Annotated in this window: 20 protein-coding genes; 14 read left to right on the top strand and 6 right to left on the bottom strand. The window is 49.4% G+C overall.

Annotation, left to right across the window (positions count from 1 at the left end; translation table 11 throughout):
- Positions 1-5: 5 nt before the first annotated feature.
- From FHW36_RS18295 to FHW36_RS18275, 5 genes are all read left to right on the top strand, one after another.
- Positions 6-1,607 (top strand): RagB/SusD family nutrient uptake outer membrane protein, encoded by a 1,602-nt coding sequence (locus FHW36_RS18295; protein WP_145671017.1) that lies wholly within the window; start codon positions 6-8, stop codon positions 1,605-1,607.
- A 64-nt stretch (positions 1,608-1,671) separates the two neighbouring features.
- Positions 1,672-4,764, top strand: a complete 3,093-nt coding sequence (locus tag FHW36_RS18290) for a PQQ-dependent sugar dehydrogenase (protein WP_145671016.1) — start codon at positions 1,672-1,674, stop codon at positions 4,762-4,764.
- 3 nt (positions 4,765-4,767) lie between these two features.
- Positions 4,768-5,964, top strand: a complete 1,197-nt coding sequence (locus FHW36_RS18285; protein WP_145671015.1) for a nucleoside permease — start codon at positions 4,768-4,770, stop codon at positions 5,962-5,964.
- A gap of 10 nt (positions 5,965-5,974) precedes the next feature.
- A complete protein-coding gene (locus FHW36_RS18280; RefSeq protein ID WP_145671014.1) occupies positions 5,975-6,976 on the top strand; it encodes a Gfo/Idh/MocA family protein in 1,002 nt (333 codons plus the stop codon).
- A gap of 92 nt (positions 6,977-7,068) precedes the next feature.
- Complete coding sequence (locus FHW36_RS18275) at positions 7,069-7,650, top strand: PhnA domain-containing protein (RefSeq protein WP_145671013.1); 582 nt, start codon at positions 7,069-7,071, stop codon at positions 7,648-7,650.
- A 72-nt stretch (positions 7,651-7,722) separates the two neighbouring features.
- Here the strand turns inward: FHW36_RS18275 and FHW36_RS18270 are convergent, their stop codons facing one another.
- On the bottom strand, positions 7,723-8,943 hold the full coding sequence (locus tag FHW36_RS18270) for a glycosyltransferase family 87 protein (protein ID WP_145671012.1): 1,221 nt from the start codon (positions 8,941-8,943) through the stop codon (positions 7,723-7,725).
- 327 nt (positions 8,944-9,270) lie between these two features.
- On the opposite strand from FHW36_RS18270, the gene FHW36_RS18265 reads away from it, so the two are divergent.
- Positions 9,271-11,670 (top strand): glycoside hydrolase family 2 protein, encoded by a 2,400-nt coding sequence (locus FHW36_RS18265; protein WP_145671011.1) that lies wholly within the window; start codon positions 9,271-9,273, stop codon positions 11,668-11,670.
- 149 nt (positions 11,671-11,819) lie between these two features.
- Positions 11,820-12,965, top strand: coding sequence for a hypothetical protein (locus tag FHW36_RS18260; protein ID WP_145671010.1), 1,146 nt, complete (start codon positions 11,820-11,822; stop codon positions 12,963-12,965).
- Positions 12,966-12,984: 19 nt separating this feature from the next.
- Here FHW36_RS18260 and FHW36_RS18255 read toward each other — a convergent pair whose 3' ends face one another.
- Positions 12,985-13,854, bottom strand: a complete 870-nt coding sequence (locus tag FHW36_RS18255) for a ThuA domain-containing protein (protein ID WP_246121184.1) — start codon at positions 13,852-13,854, stop codon at positions 12,985-12,987.
- A 51-nt stretch (positions 13,855-13,905) separates the two neighbouring features.
- Positions 13,906-14,802: a LysR family transcriptional regulator gene (locus FHW36_RS18250; protein WP_145671009.1), complete on the bottom strand. Its 897-nt coding sequence runs from the start codon at positions 14,800-14,802 to the stop codon at positions 13,906-13,908.
- 124 nt (positions 14,803-14,926) lie between these two features.
- Here FHW36_RS18250 and FHW36_RS18245 point away from each other — a divergent pair, with 124 nt between their 5' ends.
- Positions 14,927-16,123, top strand: a complete 1,197-nt coding sequence (locus FHW36_RS18245; RefSeq protein ID WP_145671008.1) for an MFS transporter — start codon at positions 14,927-14,929, stop codon at positions 16,121-16,123.
- 158 nt (positions 16,124-16,281) lie between these two features.
- Positions 16,282-16,758, top strand: a complete 477-nt coding sequence (locus tag FHW36_RS18240) for a VOC family protein (protein WP_145671007.1) — start codon at positions 16,282-16,284, stop codon at positions 16,756-16,758.
- 1 nt (position 16,759) lies between these two features.
- Here the strand turns inward: FHW36_RS18240 and FHW36_RS18235 are convergent, their stop codons facing one another.
- The gene (locus FHW36_RS18235) at positions 16,760-17,179 is read right to left on the bottom strand and encodes a VOC family protein (RefSeq protein WP_145671006.1); all 420 of its coding nucleotides are present in this window, start codon (positions 17,177-17,179) and stop codon (positions 16,760-16,762) included.
- Positions 17,180-17,290: 111 nt separating this feature from the next.
- Between FHW36_RS18235 and FHW36_RS18230 the strand changes: the two genes are divergently transcribed.
- The 4 genes from FHW36_RS18230 to FHW36_RS18215 all read left to right on the top strand — a co-directional run bounded on the left by FHW36_RS18230 (position 17,291) and on the right by FHW36_RS18215 (position 22,051).
- Positions 17,291-18,283, top strand: coding sequence for a GlxA family transcriptional regulator (locus tag FHW36_RS18230; RefSeq protein WP_145671005.1), 993 nt, complete (start codon positions 17,291-17,293; stop codon positions 18,281-18,283).
- A gap of 2 nt (positions 18,284-18,285) precedes the next feature.
- Positions 18,286-18,723 (top strand): SRPBCC family protein, encoded by a 438-nt coding sequence (locus tag FHW36_RS18225; RefSeq protein ID WP_145671004.1) that lies wholly within the window; start codon positions 18,286-18,288, stop codon positions 18,721-18,723.
- 102 nt (positions 18,724-18,825) lie between these two features.
- On the top strand, positions 18,826-21,453 hold the full coding sequence (locus tag FHW36_RS18220; RefSeq protein ID WP_145671003.1) for a glycoside hydrolase family 2 protein: 2,628 nt from the start codon (positions 18,826-18,828) through the stop codon (positions 21,451-21,453).
- Between the two features lie 127 nt (positions 21,454-21,580).
- Positions 21,581-22,051, top strand: coding sequence for a GNAT family N-acetyltransferase (locus tag FHW36_RS18215; RefSeq protein ID WP_145671002.1), 471 nt, complete (start codon positions 21,581-21,583; stop codon positions 22,049-22,051).
- On the opposite strand, the gene FHW36_RS18210 is transcribed toward FHW36_RS18215, so the two are convergent.
- The gene (locus FHW36_RS18210) at positions 22,043-23,104 is read right to left on the bottom strand and encodes a mechanosensitive ion channel family protein (protein WP_246121183.1); all 1,062 of its coding nucleotides are present in this window, start codon (positions 23,102-23,104) and stop codon (positions 22,043-22,045) included. The two genes, FHW36_RS18215 and FHW36_RS18210, sit on opposite strands and share 9 nt — an antisense overlap.
- A gap of 62 nt (positions 23,105-23,166) precedes the next feature.
- On the bottom strand, positions 23,167-24,210 hold the full coding sequence (locus tag FHW36_RS18205) for a quinone oxidoreductase family protein (RefSeq protein WP_246121182.1): 1,044 nt from the start codon (positions 24,208-24,210) through the stop codon (positions 23,167-23,169).
- A gap of 79 nt (positions 24,211-24,289) precedes the next feature.
- On the opposite strand from FHW36_RS18205, the gene FHW36_RS18200 reads away from it, so the two are divergent.
- Positions 24,290-24,670 (top strand): winged helix-turn-helix transcriptional regulator, encoded by a 381-nt coding sequence (locus tag FHW36_RS18200; protein WP_145671000.1) that lies wholly within the window; start codon positions 24,290-24,292, stop codon positions 24,668-24,670.
- Positions 24,671-24,672: the final 2 nt, after the last annotated feature.

Below are 24,672 nucleotides of genomic sequence, written 5' to 3'. Positions count from 1 at the left end.
CACTCATGAAAAAATTCGTATATTCTTTACCGTTAATAGCTGCTTTGCTGGTCACTTCCTGTTCTAAAGATTACCTCAACAGGCCACCACTGGGCAGGCAAACAGATGAGAATTTTTACCAGTCGCCAGGCGCCGGTTTTAAAACCGTAGTCAACTGCTACCTGGGATTTTATGACTTCTGGGGTTACCAGGCCGCCATCGCCGAGTTGGGCAATATGGCCACCGATGAAAGCGACAAGGGTGGTTCCGATGGCAACGACCGCCCCTTTGTGCTCGACCTGGGGTTTGGCCGTACCCTTTCCAATAACGAAACCTTGTCTAACCTCTGGAAAGCCTGCTACAACGGTATCGGCAGCTGTAACGTAGCACTGGAGCACCTGCCCGATGCACCCCTGCTCGATAACAACGGCGTTAAGCTCGACGAAAATATCCGCAAGCGCTACCTCGCGGAAGTGCGCTACCTGCGCGCCTATTATTACCTCGACCTGGTGCGCATTTTCGGTGGAGTGCCGCTGGTCACTAAAACACTCGGGGTGGATGACCGTAACAAAATTGTACGGGCTTCTTCCCAGGAAGTGTTCCAGTTTATTACCAGCGAACTGGAGGCCGCTGCCAACGATGCGGCATTGCCTTCCCGCAAGGATATGCCTGATGGGGAACAGGGCCGCGCCACCAAAGAAGCTGCCTGGGCGCTGTTGGCAAGGGCCTGTCTCTTCTTCGCAGAAGATGATAAAACACTCTACGCCAAAGCAAGAGAAGCGGCTAAAAAAGTAATCGACTCCCAGGCCTTCACCCTGGAGCCACAATACCAGCAACTGTTTTTGAAAGATGGATATAAAAGCAGGGAATGCGTTTTCCCATTGATCTTTGGCGACGACCCTGCTGCCTTTATCTATGGTTCTACCCAGCCTGTATATTGCTCGCCCCGCAGCGCCGGCGGATGGGGCTTCGATTGCCCTACCCAGTCGCTGCTCGACGCCTTTGAACCCGGCGATCCGCGCGTTCTGTTCACCATCCTCGACCAGGGCGATGTATTTCCTAAACCAGGTGGACAGGAAGTGCTCGATTTTTCCACTTATCCCAACACCGGTCATCATAACCGCAAAGTGTTCCTGCCGGCCGCCCGTCGTGGCCAGGGCTGGGGCAACGATGCCTGGACCATGCACCTCATCCGCTATGCCGATGTATTGCTGATGTATGCTGAAGCGCTGCTGGAAAGCGGTGGTGATAAACAAACTGTGGCCAACTATATCAACCAGGTACGCACCCGCGCCGCCGCTTCTTCACATACCGACACGGAAGCTACTTCCCGTGTGCGTAACGTGCCTGCTACCCCCTTACGTCCGGTAGCGGCCAGCGATGACCTCCGCGTGGCAGTAAGGCATGAGCGCCGCGTAGAACTGGGCGGCGAATATGGCCGCCTGTTTGACCTCCTGCGCTGGAATATGTACGTGACCACCATGAAAGACTTTTCTACAAAACCTTACGCCAATGGCAAGGGCAATAGCTTCAAAGCACCCGCCAGTGGTAACAAATACCTGTTCCCGGTTCCACAAACGGAAATAGATAAAAGCGGGGGATCTATCAAACAAAACCCAGGATACTAATACGATGACCCAAACCGGCTGAAAGCCCTCCTTTCAGCCGGTTATATTTTTATTACAGAGAACTATGAGAAAGCTTTGTCCACTGTTGTTGCTGGTACTACTTTTTGCCTGTACCTCCAGGAGAAGTACTACCAGGATTTTATGCTATGCCACCCTGCGCGATAGCGGATGGGTGAAACAAATACAGGCTGCTGCGGCTAAAGAAGGCTGGCAGCTGGTGTTGACGGGCGACCGGCACCTGTTCCAGGAAGACTCGCTCCGGGAGTTCAGCGCAGTTTGTTTGCCCTTTTCTTTATCCGATAGCCTCGACTTCCGGCAGGTGCCAGCGTTGAAACGCTATGCTGAATCCGGCGGCGGTGGCATACTCGCCGTGAAGGATACCGCCGCACTTCGCAAGGACTGGCCATGGATACAGGAATGGACGAGCTTGGCCACCGGCAAAGCGCACAAACAGGATGAGGGCCGGTTGTACCTGCTCGCTCCAAACGCTGATGCAGTTGGCTTCCTGGCCGCATTGACCTATCTCGTTGGCGATAACGCCTTACCAGATTATAAACAATCGCTCACGTTGTTGCCGCCCGATACCAGTCGCTACACCTACACCGTGCTGGATCATGGCCTGGATGAGCCCATGGAAATGTGTATTCTCCCGGAAGGAAATGTATTGTTTATTGAACGCAAAGGCGCCGTGAAACTATACGACGCCCGGCAACACCAAACAAAAACTATCGGGCATTTCGATGTATTCAGCGGCATAGAAGATGGCTTGCTGGGCGCAGCGCTGGACCCTAACTTTAAAACCAATCACCGCGTATATTTTTACTATGCACCCGCCGGGGAGAAATGGTTCAATAAACTGGTGCGGATGGAACTGCATGGCGATACGCTGGACAAAGCTGCTGAAAAAGTAATGATGGAAGTACCTACGCAACGCCGCTACTGCTGCCACTCTGCGGGATACCTGGCATTCGGGCCGGGCGGCCTGCTGTACCTCTCCATCGGTGATAATACCAACGCGGAAGAAACCGAAGGATATACCCCGGTAGATGAAAGAAAAGGCCGGGAACTGTCTGATGATCAGGCCAGCGCCGCGAATAGCAAGGATCTCAGGGGGAAAATTTTACGCATCAAACCCGAAGAAGATGGCAGCTATTCCATCCCCGAAGGAAACCTTTTCCCGAAAGATGGCTCACAGGGCCGCCCCGAAATATATGTGATGGGGTGCCGTAACCCTTACCGTTTCCATGTGGACATGAAAAACGCATTTGTATACTGGGGCGACATCGGGCCCGACACTAAAGTGCCTTCTCCCGAAGGCAACACAGTAAGCTTCGATGAACTCAACCAGGCACGGAAACCAGGCTTTTTTGGCTGGCCCTACTTCAACGGCAACAATCAGCCGTACCCGTTGTGGGACTATGCTGCAAAAAAGGAACGCCCCATAAAAGACCCGCAACACCCGGTCAACAGCTCGCCCAATAACACTGGCATCAAAGACCTTCCACCGGCGCAACCAGCCATGATCTGGTACAGTGATGCCCTGTCGCCCATATTTCCGATGTTAGGTAAAGGAGGAGAATCAGCTATGGCCGGCCCGGTCTTTTACAGCGACCTATATAAAAATGCCCCTTATAAACTATCGGACTACTATAATGGTAAACTGTTTTTCTACGACTGGGTAAGGCATTGGATTATGGCGGTTACCATGGATAAGGAAGGTAACTACCTGCGCATGGAGCCCTTCCTGGAACATATTCCGTTTGCCGCACCGGTAGATATGCAGATCGCCCCCGATGGCAGTATTTACATGCTGGAATATGGTACCAACTGGTTCGCTAAAAACTCCGATGCCAAGCTGGTACAAATTACCTATGCAGAAGGAAACCGCAACCCGGTAGCTACTATCAGCATGCCGCAACAGTATGGCGCGGCGCCATTTACTGCCCACCTTTCCGCCGCCGCCTCACTCGACTACGATAAAAATGACCAGTTGACCTATACCTGGAAAATAGGGGATCAACAGCTGAAGGGGATGGAGGTGCAACACACCTTCACGCAACCCGGTAGCTATAAAGTAACACTTTCCGTAACAGATAATCATGGCGGTACCGGAACTGCTACCACCGATATTAAAGTAGGCAATACGCCGCCGGTGGTACAGATCAATACTGCCGCCAATCGTAGCTTCTATTGGGATAATGCCGTGCTCAATTACCAGGTAAATGTGAAAGATCCGGAAGATGGTAAGATCGATAGCAGCAAGGTACAGGTAAGCTTCGATTACCTGCCTGTCGGGAAAGACCTGGCACTGGTGCTGGCCAAAGGCAGTAGCGCAGGACTTAACCCGGAATTTGCCAAAGGCAGCCAGTTATTCTGGTCGCTCGATTGTAAAGCCTGTCACGCCGAGAAAGCTACTTCTGTAGGTCCGGCATTGATAGACATCGCGCACCGTTATAACGCCAACGAGCCTACGATTAATAAACTGGCCGCCAAGATTATTGCCGGCGGCAGCGGCAACTGGGGCAACCGTACTATGTCGTCGCATCCTGATATGCCCAAAACAGACGCGCAGGAAATCGTGAAATATATTCTTTCGCTGGGTACCAGCACGGCCTCCATTCCACTGCAGGGCGCTTTACCGCTAAGTAAGCATACCGGCAAAGGACACGAAGGCGCTTACCTGCTCATGGCCACCTACACCGATAAGGGCGCCAACGGGATAGCACCCATCACTACGCGTGATCATATTATGTTGAGAGACCCGTTGTTGCAAATCGAAGATGCCGACGAAGCCAAAGTATTCCTTACCACGCAAACCACGCTGGCACTCAGCTACGGGTTGCCGTATCACAACAATTTTGTACGCTTCAATCATCTCTATCTCGACAACATACAAAGTGTGCAATACAACATACAGGAACAAGGCATGGGAGGGGTGATAGAAATGCGTCTCGACAAACCCGATGGTGCATTGATCAGCCAGCTGACCATTGCCCCCGGCAAGGCGCCCGATGCAAAAACCGGTTGGAAAGTGGTGTCTGCCCCGGTGAAACCGGCAACAGGACTGCATGATATCTATTGCCTGTTCAAAAGTACAGATGGAAAAGAAGGTCACCTGTTTAACATCGATTGGCTGAAGTTTTCAAACCAACATTAACATATGCCTGTAGCCGTTCGTATTCGTTTATCCATACTCATGCTCCTGCAATATTTCACCTGGGGAGCATGGTATGTTACCATGGGCACTTACCTCATTACGGCGCTCAAAGCCAATGCTGTACAGGTAGGCGCCGCCTATGCCAACCTGTCGGTTGCCGCCATGATCTCTCCTTTTTTTGTAGGGATGGTGGCCGACCGGTTCTTCGCAGCACAACATGTACTGGGGGTCCTGCATATAATAGGAGCGGGGGTACTCTTCTGGCTAAGTGTGGTGCCAGGATTTAATGGCTTCTGGTGGCTGATTCTCTTATATACCTTGTTATACATGCCTACGATGTCGTTAGCCAATTCCATCTCCTTCCGCCAAATGACAGATGCCGGCAGGGAATTCCCTTCCGTACGTGTGTTCGGCACCGTAGGATGGATCATAGCAGGACTGCTGATAGGTTCCCTGGGTATAGAAGCCACCGCCTTACCTTTTCGTATAGCCGCCGCCTGCTCCCTGTTGCTGGGCATTTACAGCTTTTCCCTGCCACCGGCGCCGCCTGTACGAAAAAAGGTAACGCTGTCGGATGTAATCGGTCTCGATGCACTGGTACTCTTCAAAGACCGCCGGTACGGGGTGTTTTTTATCACGGCCATTAGCATCTGCATTCCCCTGGCTTTCTATTACAGCCTGGCCAATCCTTTTCTCAACGACAAAGGCATGGTGAACGCAGCGGGTAAAATGACCCTGGGGCAGGTATCGGAAATGGGATTTATGTTGCTGATGCCCTTCCTGTTTAGCCGGCTGGGAGTAAAGAAAATGATGTTGCTGGGCATGGGCTGCTGGATTATGCGCTATGTGTTGTTTGCCCTGGGGAATAATGAAACCGGCGCCTGGATGCTGTATGCAGGCATCCTCCTGCATGGCGTATGCTATGATTTCTTTTTCGTAACCGGGCAGATATACACCAACCACAAAGCAGGAGAGGCCGTAAAGAGTGCCGCGCAGGGACTCATTACTTTTGCCACCTATGGGGTGGGCATGCTGATAGGTTCCTACGTGTCGGGTTTTACGGCACAGTTATACAGCAGCAAAGCAGGGGAAACGATACATTATCACTGGGCATCCATCTGGCTGGTCCCGGCGGTTATCTCGGGGATCGTATTAATATTCTTCGCGTGTTTGTTTAAAGATCATCATCATAAAAATTAAAGTCGTTCCCATGAACAATACATACAATCGCCGGCAGTTTATCCGGAACACCGCTATTACAGGAATTGGATTAGGACTAACAGCTGCTGCGCAACCACTCATGGGCGCTGTACCCATGGCCGATCAGCGGAGGGTGGGCATTATAGGACTGGATACTTCGCATAGTGTGGAGTTCACCAAAATGTTGAACGCTGCCAGCCCTGATCCTGCATTTTTAGGATATCATGTCACCGTAGCCTATGTACAGGGCAGCAAAGACATTGCCTCCAGCCTGGAAATGGTGCCGGGCAACCTGGCTAAGATAAAGGAGATGAACGTAGAAATTGTGGATACCATCGATGCGCTGCTAAACAAATGTGATGTGGTACTGCTGGAATCCAACGATGGGAGGGTGCACCTGGAACAGGCGTTGCCAGTGCTGAAAGCGGGGAAACGCTTGTTTATAGATAAGCCGATGTCGGCTTCCCTGGCAGATACAAAGGCTATTTTTAAGGCAGCTGTCAAACACCATGTTCCCGTATTTTCTTCTTCCGCCCTTCGCTTTATCGACAGTATCCGGCAGGTGAATGGAGGAAGCATTGGAAAGGTAACCGGTGTGGATATTTATACGCCTTCACCCACGGAAAAAACGCACCCCGATTTGTTTTGGTACGGCATTCATGGTGTAGAAATGCTCTATGCCCTGATGGGAACGGGCTGTAAACGCCTGACCCGCACTACGGAAACTGACATGGATCATATCACCGCCGTTTGGGACGATGGGCGTATTGCCACCTTACGGGGCGTGAAGAAAGGTCCCTATGGTTTCGGCGGTCATGCCTTTGGTGAAAAAGCCATTGCGGCGATTGGTGATTTCAACTCCTATCAACCCCTGGTGGGGCAGATCACCCAGTTCTTTCAAACGGGTATCCCGCCGGTAAAACCGGAAGAAACTATTGAGATGATGGCGTTTATGGAGGCGGCGGATGAAAGCAAGCGGAAAAACGGTGCTACGGTGGCGTTGACCGTTTAAATGCCAGCTGTACATTACCACGGCAAATACCAGGTGACCATCTATATCCCTGGAAAAAAGATTACCTTTGCGGACATTTTCAAAGGGATATTATGAAGTTGAATGAACTATTACAGGAAAGGGCCAACCATCAGTGCGAGTTATGCCAGGCTGCTGCTACATTAACGGTATATGAGGTTCCTCCACAATCCTATGCTGACCAGGACAATTGCATCCTTATCTGCGACACCTGTCAGTCGCAGATCGCGCGTAAAGCAGAACTGGATAGTAATCACTGGCAATGCCTGACTACCTCCATGTGGAGTGAAGTACCCGGCATACAGATCGTTTCCTGGCGCATGCTCCAGCGTTTAAGACATGAAAGCTGGGCCATGGAAAGCCTCGACATGATTTACCTGAACGATGAAGCACTGGCCTGGGCTAAAGCTACCGGCGACCATGAAAGCGATGCCACCGTGGATCTCCACAGGGACAGCAACGGCGCCATATTGCAAAATGGCGATACGGTAATACTCACTAAATCACTCGATGTAAAAGGATCCACCCTGAATGCCAAAATGGGCACCGTCGTGAAAAATATCCGCCTCGTAGAAGATAACACCGAACAAATTGAAGGAAAAATAGAAGGTCAGCTGATCGTTATTCTCACTAAATACCTGAGAAAACAAGCATAACCTGCTACTGATATAAAGAGAAAGGCGCCACATTGCGTGGCGCCTTTCTCTTTATATCAGGTATCACCGGGATCAGATGGCACGGCTAAATTCCTCCTTCCTGGCGGCCGACAACGGCTCCTGCGACAGGAAGAACGGCTCCAGCACAATCTTTACCCAAACGATAGCGCAAAACACCGCTTTCACGGCATAGGGCTCTACATAAGTCCTGGCAATCCAGTACGGCGTAATCAGGTCGGTAGAGGAAAATGAAGTAAATACGAGCGTTAACACGGCCAGCGTTGTATTGATGCGGGTGGGAGGCTGGGTAAAATACCAGATAGCCACCCCCGTTAATGCAATAATATAAGTAGGTGACTCCCCCTTGTAATTGAAGATAACGACCCAAATGAGTACAGAAGCCAGCATATTCAGGCGTAGTTGCAGTGTGCTGCCACTATACAAGATCTTGATAAATGGCAGCATAAAAATGGCTGCCGCAGTTAAAATGAATCCCTGCTTGGGAATATCCATGTTAAACCAGGTATGCCACCAGCCCATTACCGATACGCCGTAAGAAGCAGAATAGTCGTTGGCCAGCAGGTGCGCCCAGCTCTTATAGAGGAAAGTCAGCTGATCAGCGGAAATGACCAGCAGCGGCATTACCGCAATTACCACGGTCCAGAAAACGGTGTATAACGCCGCCTTCCAGCGTTCGGGATACAGCAGGAACAGCGACATAGCCACTACCCCAAATATCTTGATATATACCGTGATGACCAGCAACAAAGTAGCCAGCCACACTTTCTTGTTTTCCATACAATGCCAGGCCAGTATAAAAAAGCCTGCGATGAATACATTGATTTGTGAACTGGTTAAAGCAATCATCATCTCAATAGCCAGGAACAAGAGCAGAACGGACTGCCGCTCTTTGGGTATCGGCAACTTCCGGATCGCCACCAGGAATACGATCACATTCATCAGGTTCCAGCAGATCAACGCCGGTACATCCGGCATCCAGGCAAAAGCCCCCATCCACATCGCAAAAGAAGGACTGTACTTATACAGGTCGTAATATTCATCTTCATACAGCACATATAAATCCTGGTTGTGTACCAGGTGCGACCAGGCATCTTTGAAGATCAGGAAGTTATTATAACGGGTCCAACGCTCCATGTCCTGGGAAGAATACCAGGAATGAAAAGAAATGGCTACCGCCATCAGTAAAAACAACGCATATAAATACTTAATCGGAATCCTGCTCACGGCATTACATACGGCATTCCAGCGGCCCTTAACGGCAGATATTAACATGATACGCTTTTAAGTGTGACAGTTGTTTCAGGTTCTGGCGCCAAAATTATATAAAATTTTTTTTATTCGTCACGGCAGAGACACCCACGAAAAGAATAATGATAATATTAATATACCCTTAATGTATAATTAATATTTAATATAAATAGACGATATCGCAAAAAACCTAAAGTATTGATCGCTCAATCGCCGATAATTCCGTATATTTTGAAGCTTTTGTTCAACGCCCGGACCTGTTTACAGACGACTTTTAGCACCATACCGGTATTTATTACACCCCTGTTGCATTTTCTCAATTAACCAATAAAGATAAAGTACAGCACCGTTATGTTACAACACATCCGCAAACAGCTGCTATTCATCGCGCTGCTAGGCCTGCCAGGGATTTCCGCCCTCCAGGCACAACAAAGTTATCGAATGAAGCCCATTGCCATCCAATCCCGCTGGGCCAAAGAAGTAAGCCCGCAAAACGCTTTACCAGCTTATCCGCGCCCTCAGCTCGAACGGAAAAACTGGGAAAACCTCAATGGATTATGGGAATATGCCATTACAGCCGCTAACGCAACCACCCCGGCCACTTTCGATGGACAGATCCTCGTGCCCTTTCCCCTGGAATCCGGCTTATCTGGCGTAAAGAGGTCACTACTGCCCGATCAGCGGCTCTGGTATCGCCGTACTATTCAAATGAAGCCGGTCGCCGGCGAAAGAACCCTGCTGCATTTCGGAGCGGTCGACTGGCAAACTACTGTATATCTCAATGGAAAAGAAGTGGGCACGCACACCGGTGGCTATACCGCCTTTACCATCGACATCACCGCCGCTGCCAAAGCAGGAGAAAACACCCTGGTACTGAAAGTATACGACCCATCCGATAAAGGAATAGGGCCTCATGGCAAACAGGTACTCAACCCTGCTGATATCTATTACACACCCAGTTCAGGTATCTGGCAAACGGTATGGCTGGAACAGGTGCCCCAGGACTATATCGCCGGCTTATTGCTGACGCCCGATATCGACAAAAGCCAGCTGGATATCACCGTCAATGCGCCTGCCGGCTATACGGTAACCGCTACCGCGCTGAAGAATGGCGCCGTGGCCGGCCAGGTAAAAGGAAAAAGCGGAGTATCCCTTCAATTGAAAATATCCAGTCCCGAATTATGGACACCCGGCCATCCCGCCCTCTACGATTTGTCGGTACAGCTGCTGAAAGGCAATACCACGGTAGACGAAGTGAAGAGCTACTTCGGCATGCGGAAAATTTCCGTGGCAAAAGATGAAAAAGGAGTGGACCGCATCTTCCTGAATAACAAACCGTATTTCAACCTGGGCACGCTCGACCAGGGTTTCTGGCCCGATGGTTTATATACCGCCCCCACAGATGAAGCACTGGCCTTCGATATTAAAGCCATCAAAGCCATGGGATTCAATACCATCCGCAAACACATCAAAATAGAACCCGCCAGGTGGTACTACTGGGCCGATAAACTGGGAATACTGGTATGGCAGGACATGGTAAGCCCCAATCACAGCCTCCCGGAAGGCGCCAAAGCCGCTTTTGAAGCCCAATGTAAAGAAACGCTGGCACAGCTCCATAATCACCCCAGTATTACTACCTGGGTGCTGTTTAATGAAAAATGGGGCCAGTTCGATCAACAGCGCCTCACGGAATGGATCAAACGTACCGATCCTTCCCGCCTGGTAAACGGGCATTCCGGTGAATACCTGTATGTCAACGAAAAACTGCGAAGCCCTAGTCCCAACGCCTATATCAGTGCTGACCTCACCGACGTACACAGTTATCCCAATCCCCGTAATGCTATAAAGCTGCCCGGCAAGGCCCGCGTGCTGGGCGAGTTTGGAGGTATAGGCGTATTCATTCCCCATCACCAGTGGAATGCTACCAGCGCCTGGGGATATATCCTGGAAAAGCCGGCAGCCCTGAAATACAAGTACACGATCATGAATCAGCACCTGCAACTGCTGCAGCGACAAGGCTTGTCGGCCAGCATTTATACCCAACCCTTCGATGTGGAAGGCGAACAAAATGGCCTGATGACCTACGACCGGGAAGTAGTTAAAATTCCTTTTGCAGAGATAAGAAAAATACATGCACCGCTGAATCCCGATATGGGCAACATGCCCGCCATTGCTATTCAGGACGCCGATCTCACAGATCCCGCCGCAGCTTATAGTGCGCGGCTACAGGAATACATTGATGGGAACCGGGAACCGGAGTTCTTAAAACAACTGGCCATGATGGCCACCCAGGCAGGCGATAAAGACGGCGCCGCCCTGGCCAGCGACGAATATTTCGCAGTCATGAAACCTCCCTATTCGGAAGATGACCTTCGCTATGTAATGCTGGTTACTGCCAGCACCAAAGACACCGGCTTTACCATCATCCGGAATAACGCCGAAGCCATCGACAAAGCCATGGGAGCCAGGCAGGCCGCTGTGAAAATGATGAACCTCATTTACCAGGATGATATCGCACCCGCGATACCGGCTGGCAGCAACACCCCCGACTGGACCGCCATCTATACCACGGTAAAATCTTATGGCGCCCCCGGAGAAGAAATATTTTTAAGAGCCCGGACCATCTACCAGCTCAATAAACAGGATAAAAATGGCTTTAAACCCGTTGCCCGGGAGTACCTCGACAAATACGGAGAATACGTAAAACAAGAGGAGCGGAGGAAGATTGAAGCCTTCATGAACCAGGAGTAACGTAGAGATATAAACGAAATAGCGCCCCACGATAGGGCGCTATTTCGTTTGCTTAACTTACACCAATTTTCTATCTTTGATGTGAATCGGTTAACCTGATAAGTAACCCCTAAACCTATTTTGTAATCATTATCCCTTAAAGAATGTTCATGAAAAAATTACTGACTGTAGTGGCGATACTAGCCGCCTTCACTGTTAATGCCCAAACCAATACTTTCCCTGCAAGTGGTTCAGTAGGTATTGGAACTACTACCCCGACTGCCAAACTGCAGGTGGTAGACAATAACCGTAATTATTATGTAAATCGTGCGATTCCTGGTAGTACTACTGATAATGTGACGATTGACTACCTGTTATTACATGAAATATACACCAGTACACTGGTGCCAGACCAGTTTGTGATGGGGAAAATTACCGGTGTGAGAGGAAACACCGGGGCATATAACAGGAAATGGACAGTAGAAGTCAATACAGCTTCGGCCTATAACACTAATAAAGGCACTTTAATCAGTTATAATGAACCTGCAAAACTGGTAACCCTTGTTTATAACAGTAAAAATTATCTGGCAGTGGAAATTGCCAAACTCGCTTCTTTGTATAATTTTTCGTTTACCGGTTATGCCAACAATGAAACGTTATTACTAGTAAGTGGTGCTACCGTTAGTAACCCCCAACCATTTATACCCAGTGATGTGGTGTCTATCAGTGGAATTGCGGCTACAAGTGGTCCCAGCTGGACTACTAACGGCTGGACCAAAGCGCTTAAACTCAACAATGGAGGCGCTATTGAATTTACCTCCCTTGCCCGGTCATTTGGTCTGGGTGCCACAGGTAATCAGTTATATTTTTTTCATGCTAACGCCGACGGCAGTGGAGGCGCCAATTATTTTATGATGGCCGATGGCAATAACGGCAATATAACTATCGGCGGCTCCACGATCCCCACTAATTATAAACTCACTGTAGAAGGTACTTTAGGCGCGCGCAGGGTTAAAGTGCAACAAGGCGCCTGGTCCGATTATGTATTCCATCCGGATTACCAGCTGCCTTCTCTGCAGGAGGTGGAAAGTTTTGTGAAAACTAACCGCCACTTGCCAGACATCCCTTCCGAAAAAGAGGTGAAAGCAGATGGCCTCGACCTGGGTGAATTCGATAGTCGCTTGCTGAAGAAAGTAGAAGAATTGACTTTGTATATAATTGAGCTAAATAAAACGGTAGAAACATTGAATAAGAAAGTAGCAGTCCAGGAAGAGATCATCTCGAAACTATCTCCGGCTATACCCGCTGTAAAGTAAGTCATATATTGCTCCCCCGTCAACGTCGGGGGAGGCTTTTCGTATTGTTATTTCCGTTATCACCCCTTCCCATCCACAACAACGCATCCAGTACCAGCTGGTTTTGTGCAGCACTGCTGAAAGAAGATGATAATGTTTGGTTAGTATGATGCTCATAATCGATGTCATTATGCCCCATGTTGATGTATAGCATCTTAAACCGCCGGTTAGTCCATACCACGGGATAATAGCCGTTATGCCAGATTTCATGCGCTTTGGGACCGGTGCCCAGCGGAAAACTGCTGCTGTCGATCGATAGCAGGATACGAATATCCTTATTTTTTCGCAGGTCATTACGCCAGCGATACCACTCGTTTGGTGCGGCCGAAAAAGTATCCGGCAGGTGGCGCGTTGCGGGATGCTGATGGTCTTCTACACGCACGATAGCAGCTGTGGGGCGCCAGGTATTGCTGACGTAGGAACCGGAGCCCAGGAATGTTTCATGATACCAATTCCAGTTTTGCGGTACATCGGACGGCGTAAGCGCAAAGGCAGCAAAGTGAAAGCCGATCCAGCCGCCGCCCTGTTCCATATACTGCTGGAAGGCAGCCCTTTGCGCCGGCGATTCTGGGCGGGTATCCAGGAAAATCACGACCTGGTATTTGGATAAAAACGACGGCTTCATTAATTGCCAGTTGTTGGTGGAGTCATACATGAAATGATATTGCTGCGCGATCCGGGCAAACCACTGATGCGCTTCATGTACAAAGCTGATATGGGCGGCGTCATTTTGGGCGGTATAAAATGCAATGACCCGGAAGGTGGAAGTGCTATCCTGCGTATAGCCGTTGGCGTAACACAGCAAGGCCAGCATTAACAGGAGTATACGCAGGTGGAATTTTAGTTTCATGTGTCCGGAGAGATAGATATCTCCCTAAAATACTCATTTCATGGCATTTTATTACAGGTGCTGCATCCTTAACAGGTCGTGCATAATTTTCACCCGGTCGGCGGCTATCCTGCCCGGTTCATAGGCGAGGTAAACGGTATTGTAGGCCGGCACAACGCCCCGCCACACTTCTTTCAGCAGCCCGCTTTTGATGGCTTCTTTCACCATATATTCAGCCGCAATGGTAATGCCGTCACCATAGCTGATGGCATGCACAATGGTGCTGATATCAGGAATGATGTATTTAGGCTGTAGCGCCGGACGTTTACGAAAGTTATCCCGCCAGAACCGGCGTATCACCGGTAAATCGCTGCTGTTGGCAAACCAGGTTTGTTCCAGTAGCCATGCTTCTGCGCGGGCCAGGTCATTTTTCTTCAGGTGTGCTTTAAATGACCGGGTATCAAGACCGGCATGCGCCACCACCACAAAATGCTCCGTGAGTATCGACTCGTAGGTAATGTTTTTTTCCTCTATCTGTTCCGTTACTACCGCAAAATCAAAATCCTGTTGCCGCAGGCGGCGCACCAGGTCTTTGCTGCCATCAAAGTCTACCACAAAGTTGGCAGGGGCGGTACTGATGCGGCAGGCTACCTGCGCCTGGAAAAATTCTTTTACGGTGCCGAGGTGTATGTTAGGGATTTCTTTCGTGGAACAGAGATAACGAAAATCCGTTTCCACATTTTCCAGTTTTTCCAACGGCTCTACTACCTGCGTGTAAAAAAGTTTACCATAGTCGGTGGGTACAATTTTAGGCTTGCGGTCAAACAATGGTTTGCCTACATAGGCCTCCAGCGCCGATAGGTGCTGACTCACATTCGGTTGGGAGATAAAAAGCATTTTTGAAGCGGCTGTCAGCGAGCCTGTCTGATATACCGCCTTAAAGGTGCGGTACCATTCCAGATTAACCATCACGCAAGTTATAAATATTTTTATAATGAGGGATAAATTATATTATTTTCCTTATATCAGTTTAACTGCCAATTTTGTGTCCTTATAATACCCCGGGGGAGCACTTATTTTAAAAAATGGATCAATGAAAAGGATAGCATATATCGGAAGTCTGGGACTTATTGGCATTATCACAACCGAATTTGGCATTATTGGTATTTTGCCCCAGGTGGCCGCCTGGTATCATATTTCTATCGCGCAGGCAGGCTGGCTGCTGAGCGTATTTGCACTGGTCATAGCCTTGGGAGGACCGCTCATGACCCTCTGGATGTCGGGCTTTAACCGCAAAATCCTCATGGCAACCAGCATCGGCATTTTCCTGGTTACAGGAGTGGTATCTTCCTTATCACCTCCCTTCTGGTTGTTGCTGGTGGTACGGATGCTGCCTGCTTTTCTGCAACCGGTATTTATTTCCAACGCCATTGCCGCTGCCACTGCGGCGGCTGATAAAAAAGAGGAACATAAAATGATGGCCATCGTGATGGCAGGCATCGGGCTGGCAACAGTTACCACCATTCCATTTGCCACCTACATCGCCGGCATATACGATCGCTGGCAGGCATCTTTTGTGATACAAACCATTGTCAGCGCTATCGCATTTGTTACCATCCTATTGGCATTGCCTTCTATGCCGGTAAAAGAAAAACAATCTTATGGCGCCCAGCTGCGGGTACTGACCAAACCTTCGTTCCTGGCCAGTGCAGCTACCATCACCTGCATGATTGCGGCCATGTTTACTACCTACAGCTATTTTGCGGACTATATGGGAAAAGTAAACGGGATGTCACCCGGCACAATCAGTATCATGTTGCTGTTATTCGGACTGGCAGGACTACCGGGCAATTTTGTGGCCGGGAAACTATTGGGTAAAAATCTTTCCGGCACTGTGGCCGCCTTCCTGTTAGGAATTACACTGGTATCTGTAGGAATCTATTTTTCGCCCATCTTGTCGGTGCCGCTAATTATTGTATGGGGATTTTTACACACGCCCTGCTTTCTGAATGGAAACGCTTATGTGATCAGTGCGGCGCCGGAGGCCCCGGTCTTTGCCAATAGCCTCTCCATTTCTTTTGGCAACCTCGGCATTACCATTGGTACCGCTGTCAGCGGTTGGGTCATTAATACCTTTGGTATCCATCATACCCCCTGGGCTATGCTGGCACTGGGTGCTGCTGCACTGTTGCTGATGGCGCTCCGGGAATGGTTATACCGCCGGGAGCAAGCCACGCAGCCCGCCACCCGCCCTACAACAACGCAGGCAAGCTTACATTATTCTGCTTAAAAATGTAGGGGGATAAAGCCACTATCCCCTTATTAATCCCTTTTGCGTGACAAAAAGAATTGTCGCAAGTCCCCCTTTAGAATGTCGCTTTTGCACCTGTTACCCAAACCATAGGGCAGGTATCTTTGTAACGATCATTTACCTTAAAAACATCGGTTATGCAAAAGATCGTTCCATCTCTCTGGTTTAATAATAATGCAGAAGAAGCCATCGACTTCTACACTTCCATTTTTCCCGAGTCAAAGATTTTAAAGAAGTCGTACTACGGCGAAGGCGCTCCTTTGCCTAAAGGAACCCTGCTGGCGGGTACATTTCAACTGGCAGGACAGGAATTTTTTGTGCTGAACGGTGGCCCCCAGTTTACCTTCACGGAGGCCATTTCATTTACGGTGAATTGTAAAACACAGGAAGAAGTAGATTTTTACTGGAGCCGTTTAACGGCAGATGGGGGTAAGGAAGTACAATGTGGCTGGTTGAAAGATAAATATGGCTTGTCCTGGCAAATTGTACCCGCTATCCTCGGGGAACTGATGAGCGATAAAGACCCTGCAAAAGTAGGTAGAACAATGGCTGCCATGATGAAGATGGTAAAATTGGATATTGCCGGCCTGAAAAAAGCGTACGACGGCGAATAACTCATTGACGGGAATTACCTTCAAAATTAATCAGCCAATGTGTACCATATTTATCTGTCAGGCCACCGAACAATGCTCCCCAGAACGTACTTTCCAACGGATGGGTAGCAACGCCGTCGGCGGCCAGCTTAGCATAAAATACCCGGGCTTCTCTTTCGGTACTGCAATTTAATAACAGGGAAACAGCATTGCCGGGGGTCAGCCCAGATTCAGGCACCATGTCGGTTCCATTGATCACTAATGAACCTTTCGTAAGACTCGAATGCAGGATGAGAGATCTCATGCAAGCAGGTATGTTGAGGGATGCAGGGGATTCGCCGATGGTTTGAAGGACCAGTTTTCCACCCAGACATTCTCTGTAAAAAGTCATCGCCTCCCGGCAGTTGCCGTTAAAAGTCAGGTAAGTATGGATGGTGGTCATTTAACCGTTTTTTTTTGTGAAATCATATTGCAAAAATCGTAACGCTGCCGCACTTTCCCAGGGGTGTTTAGCGACAATTCCAAGGCTAATTGCGGCATTAATTGTTTTACTATGATACATGTTTCTGTCCTGGTGCCGCTTGGGCATACCAGCTTAGTCAACATCGAAGGCTCCCACCAGATCTTCTCTGATGTTAATAATTTCCTGGTGGCCAAACAAAGAGCACCCTTATTCAAAGTGCAACTGGTGGGGCTCAACCGGGAAACCAGTCAACGCAACCGCCTGTTTACCATACAGCCGGATATACTCATTGGCAGCGTCCGGAAAACAGACCTGATCATTATTCCAGCCATCCACGATGCGCCCGCAGAAGCCATTGCCCGCAACCAGGATTTTATTCCCTGGATTCAGCAACAACACGAACGCGGCGCAGCCGTAGCCAGCCTGTGCCTCGGCGCTTTCCTGCTCGCAGCTACCAACCTGCTCGATGGCAAACCTTGCGCTACCCACTGGATGGTAGCCAGAACTTTCCGGGAAATGTTTCCCAAAGTACACCTGATGGACGACCGTATCATCACGGAAGAAGACCAGCTCTACACCAGCGGCGGTGCCTATTCTTATCTCAACCTGTTACTATACCTGGTGGAAAAATATGCAGGCAGGGATATAGCCATCCTGCTGGCCAAAGCTTACGCCATCGATATCGATCGCCAAAGCCAGTCGCCCTTCATCATCTTTGAAGGCCAGAAAGCCCATAACGATGAACCCATCAGGAAAATACAGGAGTATATAGAAGCCAGCTACCAGGAAAAATTTACGGTAGACCAACTCTCGGATATGTCGGCCATAGGCAGGCGCACCTTTGAACGGCGTTTTAAAAAATCTACCGGCAATACCGTCATGGAATACATACAACGCATCAAAATAGAAGCCGCTAAGCGCGACTTTGAAACCAGTACCAAAAATGTAAATGAGGTAATCTATGATGTAGGATACATAGACACCAAGGCTTTCAGAACGGTGTTCAAGAAAGTAACCGGCCTTACGCCGCTGGAATACCGGAATAAATATAACCGCCAAATCACTAACACTGTAAATGAATAGTTATGGAAAAACTCACGTTTAAAACAACCATCAATGCCCCCCGCAATCGCGTATGGGACATACTCTGGGGCGCAGACACCTACAGCGAATGGACCGCCGCCTTTGCTGCAGGCAGCCAGGCGAAAACCGACTGGCAGGAAGGCAGCAAGGTATTGTTTGTGGATGACACCAACCGGGGCATGGTGTCCAGGATTGCCGCTAAAACACCCGGAGAATACATGTCTTTCGAACACCTGGGCGGTTTCGACAACGGCGTGGAAGATCTCGATAGCACGGAAGCAAAGGGATGGGCAGGCGCACACGAAAATTACCACCTTACTACCGTTAATGGCAATACGGAGTTACTGGTAGAACTGGACACGGCCGATGAATACAAAGATTATTTCCAGAAGACCTTCCCGATAGCGCTGGAAAAAGTAAAGGCCCTGGCAGAACAATAACCGCTCATGTAAATAATGAGATATGCTTTGATCGGGGATGAGCTTGCCCTATATTTGCGGATATTGCAAAAAAAGGTAACCACTGCCCGTAAAATATATCTCATGAGATTTTGGACATCATCTACCATGTCCTGCATGCTGCTATTCGCTTTTCTGAAATTGCCGGCACAGGAAAAATATGAACTCAACAGCGGATGGCAGTGCAGGAATGTGGACGGCATCAATGCCACCGGGCAGCAGATTTCTGTACCCGGCTACGCGCTCACAGGCTGGACGCCGGCTACGGTGCCGGGTACCGTGCTGACTACACTGCTCAACAATAAGCAGGTGCCGGACCCGCTCTACGGTATGAACAACGAAAAAATACCAGATATCTACCACACAGGTCGGAAGCACTATACTTATTGGTTTGTAAAAGACTTTTCGGAGAATGCCCCTACTGGCGATGCTCAGGTATGGCTGCATTTCCGGGGCGTGAATGATGGCTGCGATATTTTTCTCAACGGTCACCGCCTCACAAAAGATACCCACTACGGCGCTTATCTCCGCCAGGCTTATAACATTACCCCCTGGCTGGCTAAAAACGGACAAAACCGGCTGGCTGTAATCGTATATCCGCCCCAATTCCCGGGCAATCCTAACGGTGGGCAAGGCGGCGATGGTACTATTGCCAAAAACGTAGGGCCACAATATACCGCGGGCTGGGACTGGATACAGCCCATGCGTGATCGCAATACCGGCATATGGGATAAGGTAACCATTGAAAGAACCGGTGCTATACGTATCAAAGATCCACATATAATTACCCGCGTACCGGGTGTTCGCCAGGCTCAGGGCCCACAATCGCCTGCCATTATACAGGTGGCTGCCGGGCTGGAAAATGCTACCGCCAAAAGCATCACCGGTACGCTCCGGTATAAAATAGCCGGAGAAACTGTTAGCAAACAAGTTACCCTTGCGCCGCACAGTACGACCACTGTGCAAATGCCAGACCTCTTCCTGAAGCAGCCCGTGCTTTGGTGGCCAGCTGGCTATGGAAAGCAACACCTGTATTCCCTGCAACTGGAATTCCTTAACAAAGGCAAGGAAGACGACAAACAGGCCGTGGAAGTGGGTATCCGCGAAATACAAACTTATTGGAACAACCATACCCGTAGCCGTGAAGTGGCAGTAAACGGACAGAAAATATTCATTAAAGGCGGCAACTGGATTACCTCCGATGCCATGTTCCGCTTCAGCAAAGAACGTTATGATGCGGAAGTACGCTTTCACCGTGATATGAACCTTAACCTGATCCGCATATGGGGTGGTAGTTTAACGGAAAGGCCTGAGTTCTTCGAAGCCTGTGATAAGTACGGCCTGCTGGTGTTCCAGGACTTCTGGATCTCCGGCGACTGTAATGGCAGATGGCAGGACCCACAAAAAAAAGATGATCAGTGGACCCGTCGCCGTTATCCCGATAACCATTCTCTCTTCCTCGAAAGTGTGGCCGACCAGGTGAAACTGATCCGCAATTATCCTTCGCTGGCCTTCTGGTGCGGAGGAAATGAAATTACACCTCCGGCAGATATTTTCGCTGCCATGAAGGATACCATTATTCCCTCCCTGGATGGCACCCGCTACTTCTTCGATTACTCCAATTCCGACAGCATGTCGTACAATTCCATTGGCGGTAACGGCGATGGTCCCTACGGCATCCAACCTATCGCGCACTTCTGGAATGAACGCACTTTCCCGTTCAACTCCGAAGTAGGCTCGGTTGGCGCCGGCGATTATGAATCGTTGGCCAGGTTCCTGCCCACCGAAAACCTGGTGCCACCAGATCCTCAAACGGGCAAAACCGATGCGGTATGGAACTATCACAAATACATTCCGTATAATAACGCCATTGATCCCTATGGTAAAACAAACGATTTAAGGGAGTGGGCCAACAAGGCGCAGCTGGTCAACTACGACCAATACCGCGCATTAATGGAAGGCTTCAGTGCACATATGTGGGATTGGTATACCGGTGTTATCATCTGGAAAACCCAGAACCCCTGGACAGCGCTGAGGGGACAGATGTACGACTACTACCTCGATCCCAACGCCTGCCTCTATGGTACCCGCAAAGGCGCGACGCCACTGCATGTGATGTACAACCCAACAGACGGCATGGTCATGGCAGTAAACAATACCTTCCGCTATGCCCGCGACCTGATGCTGGAACTGAAGACCTACGATATGCAGGGCCGCGATTCGCTGTTGACACAATTGTTTGTGGAAGCAGGTCCGGCCACGATACAAAAGTTTATGTCGGTAAAACCCATGCTGGACAAGCTGAGCGCACAGCAAGGCATATTTTTCGTTCTGCGCCTGCTGAATACGGATCAACAGGTAGTAGATGAAAACCTGTACTGGCTGCCCGATGCAAACGGCAACTATTCCGGCTTGCAACAGCTGGCTACAGCCAATGTGTCTGTGAAGGCAGTGAAGGCGGGAACCGATAGTATCCGGGTAACGATCAGCAACCCTGCGGGTGGGCCGGTGGCCTTCTTCAACCGCATATCGCTGGTAGATGCGCAGCATCAGCAACGTATCCTCCCCGTGTTTTACGACGATAACTATGTGTCGGTATTACCCGGGGAACAGAAAACCATCACCATTACCGGCGCCGCTATCAGTACCGCTCCCGGAGCGGAGATTGAAGTATACGGACATAACGTGAAACGCCAGTATATCCGCTTCTAACCAATATGCTTTCGGACTTAGCTTTCAGAGATCTGTTGTATTTTCTGAAAGCTAAGTGCTGAAAGCAAAAAGCTTTTTGTATATTTATTTTGTTAATCTTCTTATACCTCCTCAAACTATTCACCAGATGACCACCCTGCAGGATACCACCATCCGGAAACTCAACGCCCAGGAGAAAATCCCCTACGACCTGTTACTGTTAGCCGACCCCTCCGTTGTTGCTATCAATGCTTACCTCTCATCAGGAGAGCTGTACGTGATGGAACAAGATCAACAGGTAATTGGCCTCTATGTATGGGTAAAGGACGGCGATACCCTGGAAATAAAGAATATTGTCGTACATCCCTCTTTCCAGGGAAAGGGGTTTGGTAAAATGTTATTGCAGGATGCCACGCACCGGGGCCGGATAAATGGCTACCGGCGCCTTTGTATCGGCACCGGTAATTCCAGTATCGCCCAGCTGTATTTGTACCAACGCCAGGGTTTTGAAATGGCCGCTATTATCAAAGACTATTTTACAACAAACTACCAGGAACCCATCTACGAAAATGGCATCCAATGCAGGCATATGATTATGCTGGAAAAAAGACTAAGCTGACGGAGCAGGAGGCTGTGGCTCAATAAACGCGCGGGTTTTAGGCAGGCTATCCGGAAATTGCTCCCTCACATATTTTATCAGGTTTTCGCGGATATAGCAGCGAAGGTCAAACGCATTGCCGGAGCTGGCGGCGCTCATGAGCGCCCGTACTTCTATCGTTCGTTCGCTGGTATTGGTAACCTGTAAGGCTTTGGCGCGCCGATCCCACAAGGGTGATGCCGCCAGTAACCGGTCAAATTCCGCCCTCAGCTGATCCACCGGCACGGTATAATCCAGGTAAAAAAATGCGGTGCCCAGCATCTCGGCGCTGGTACGGGTCCAGTTTTGGAACGGTTTCTCTATAAAATAATTAATCGGTAATATCAGCCTGCGCTGGTCCCAGATATTTAATACCACATAGGTAAGGGTAATTTCTTCCACACGTCCCCATTCTCCTTCCACTACTAATACATCATCGATGCGGATTGGTTGGGTAAAGGCAATCTGGAATCCCGCCAGCAGGTTGCCCAGCGATTTCTGCGCTGCAAAACCTATGATAATACCGCCTACACCTACGCCCGTCAGTAGGCCGGCCCCCAGCTTACGCATGCTGTCAAAGCTCAGCAGGATAAAACAGGCGGTTAAAATTAATACCAGGGAGATAGATAACTTACGTATAAACTGTAGCTGCGTCCGTATTTTACGCTCTTTCAGGTTGTTAGCCTTTTTAAGATCATACGTATGATACACATAGTCTTCCAATACCTTGATAACACCTATCACCAGTGCGGCAAACGATAAGGTCATGGCTATTTCAGCTATCTTGCTGAGTGTAGGTATATATTTAGCAGGCACCCGCATTATGGGGATGGCCGTGTTCAGCAGTAACAGGGGCAGGAAATAATTGAACGCCTTACCTAAATGGTTCAATACACTGCGCAGTAGCGAAAATTCATGCTGCTCGGATAGCGATTTGCGCAAAAATAATGACAACAAAATTTTAATAAGCCAGCCGGCAATAACAGCAATGCCCGCCAGCAACAGGTTCCATAGCCAATCAGGCAGGTGGTCCATATTTTCTATCAATTGATTCCACATGTGCGCCCAAGCCCAAAGATGATGCCGGTATATGCTAATTAATACGCATCATCTGCTGAAAGTACCGTCATTACCAGCTTTCTGTCCTTGCTGTTGTTTTGCTCCAGCTGGAGGTGCGACTGTTGCACAGTTTCCACACTTAATCCCCCCATGATTTCTACCGGTGAAGGCGTTAATAAACCCTTTTCCATCATAATAGCTACCTGGCGAAGGCCATCTCCGTAATATTGTAATTGCCCGTTGAGCGAATAAGCATAATTGGAAATATTGATGATAGTAGCGCCTTTGTGAAAAAGTAGTTCCCGTCCTTCTACGGTGCTCAACGCGGTAACATCCTGGTAAATACCATTGGTGCGCAGTACTTGTGCACATAACAAAGAAAGCCGGCCACCTACCAGGTCTATACAGGCATCAAATAATTGTCCGTGCTGTTGCTGTAAAATGATCTTCGCCAATTCCGGTTGGTGATAGTCGATAATCTGTGCATCCGTTAGGCCCGCTGTTAGTAACTGTTCCTTGCTTTGAGCATTTCCTGCGGTGACCACCATATGCCTGAAACCTGCTGCCAGCAGCATTTTTACCAATACCAGCCCAACGCCGCCCGCGGCGCCGGTAATGAAAACCTGGGCATTGGCTGCCAGGTGTAAACGCTTGTAACATTGCAGCGCTGTAAGCGCGGCAACGGGCATCGCCGCAGCTGCTTCGAAAGAAATATTGGCCGGTTTATGCACCAATATTTCTGCAGGAACGCTGATATGCGTGGCATAGGTACCGTTGGAGCCCATGCTTCCCGAAGCGGCCATGACGGCATCTCCCGGGACAAACCCGGATACGTTTTTACCAGTACTGACAACTACGCCGGAAAATTCCCTTCCCAATATGGGAGAGTGCATGCGTTTGCGCTCGGTAGCACCCTGCCGCATCTGGTAGTCAATAGGATTAAAGGCCGTAGCCACTATTTTCACCAGCACCTCGTTATCGCCGGGTATTGGTAGCGGAAAAACCGCCGCGGAAAATTCTTCTGCTCCGCCGAAATCATTTAAAATGATAGCTTGCATCGTTGGGTGATTGGTAGTATTCATACGTCAAAATTATGGGCTTGTTAGGTTACCTTTGGTATGGGTAAACCAGAGGTAACCCGTTAACCAATAGATAGCGGTTATGGCAACAATCAATATCCGGGGAGATATCAGGGAAGCTACCTGCGCAGAGGAACTCATTGCCATGCGGGATAGTATCGAATTGTTCAGTGGGAAGTGGAAATTGCAGCTACTGCGCTACTTGTCGAACCGTCCGGCAGAAAAGAATTTGTTTAAGAAAATGTTAGGGGAGATAGGGGGTATCTCCGCCAGGATGCTGTCGAAGGAATTGAAAGTGCTGGAGATGAATTTCCTGGCCACCCGTACGGTACTGAATACCCGGCCCATTACGGTGGCTTATGCCATTACGCCATATGGACAAACGATCCTGCCCGTAGCAGAGGCGCTTGTACAATGGGGGCTGGAACACCGGGAAAAAGTAAAGGCAACAATAGCCTCATAATC

This window comes from Chitinophaga polysaccharea (genome assembly GCF_007829335.1).
Classification (GTDB): domain Bacteria; phylum Bacteroidota; class Bacteroidia; order Chitinophagales; family Chitinophagaceae; genus Chitinophaga; species Chitinophaga polysaccharea_B.
Note: the sequence above shows the minus strand (reverse complement) of the source record. Positions and strands in the feature narration are given on the sequence as shown.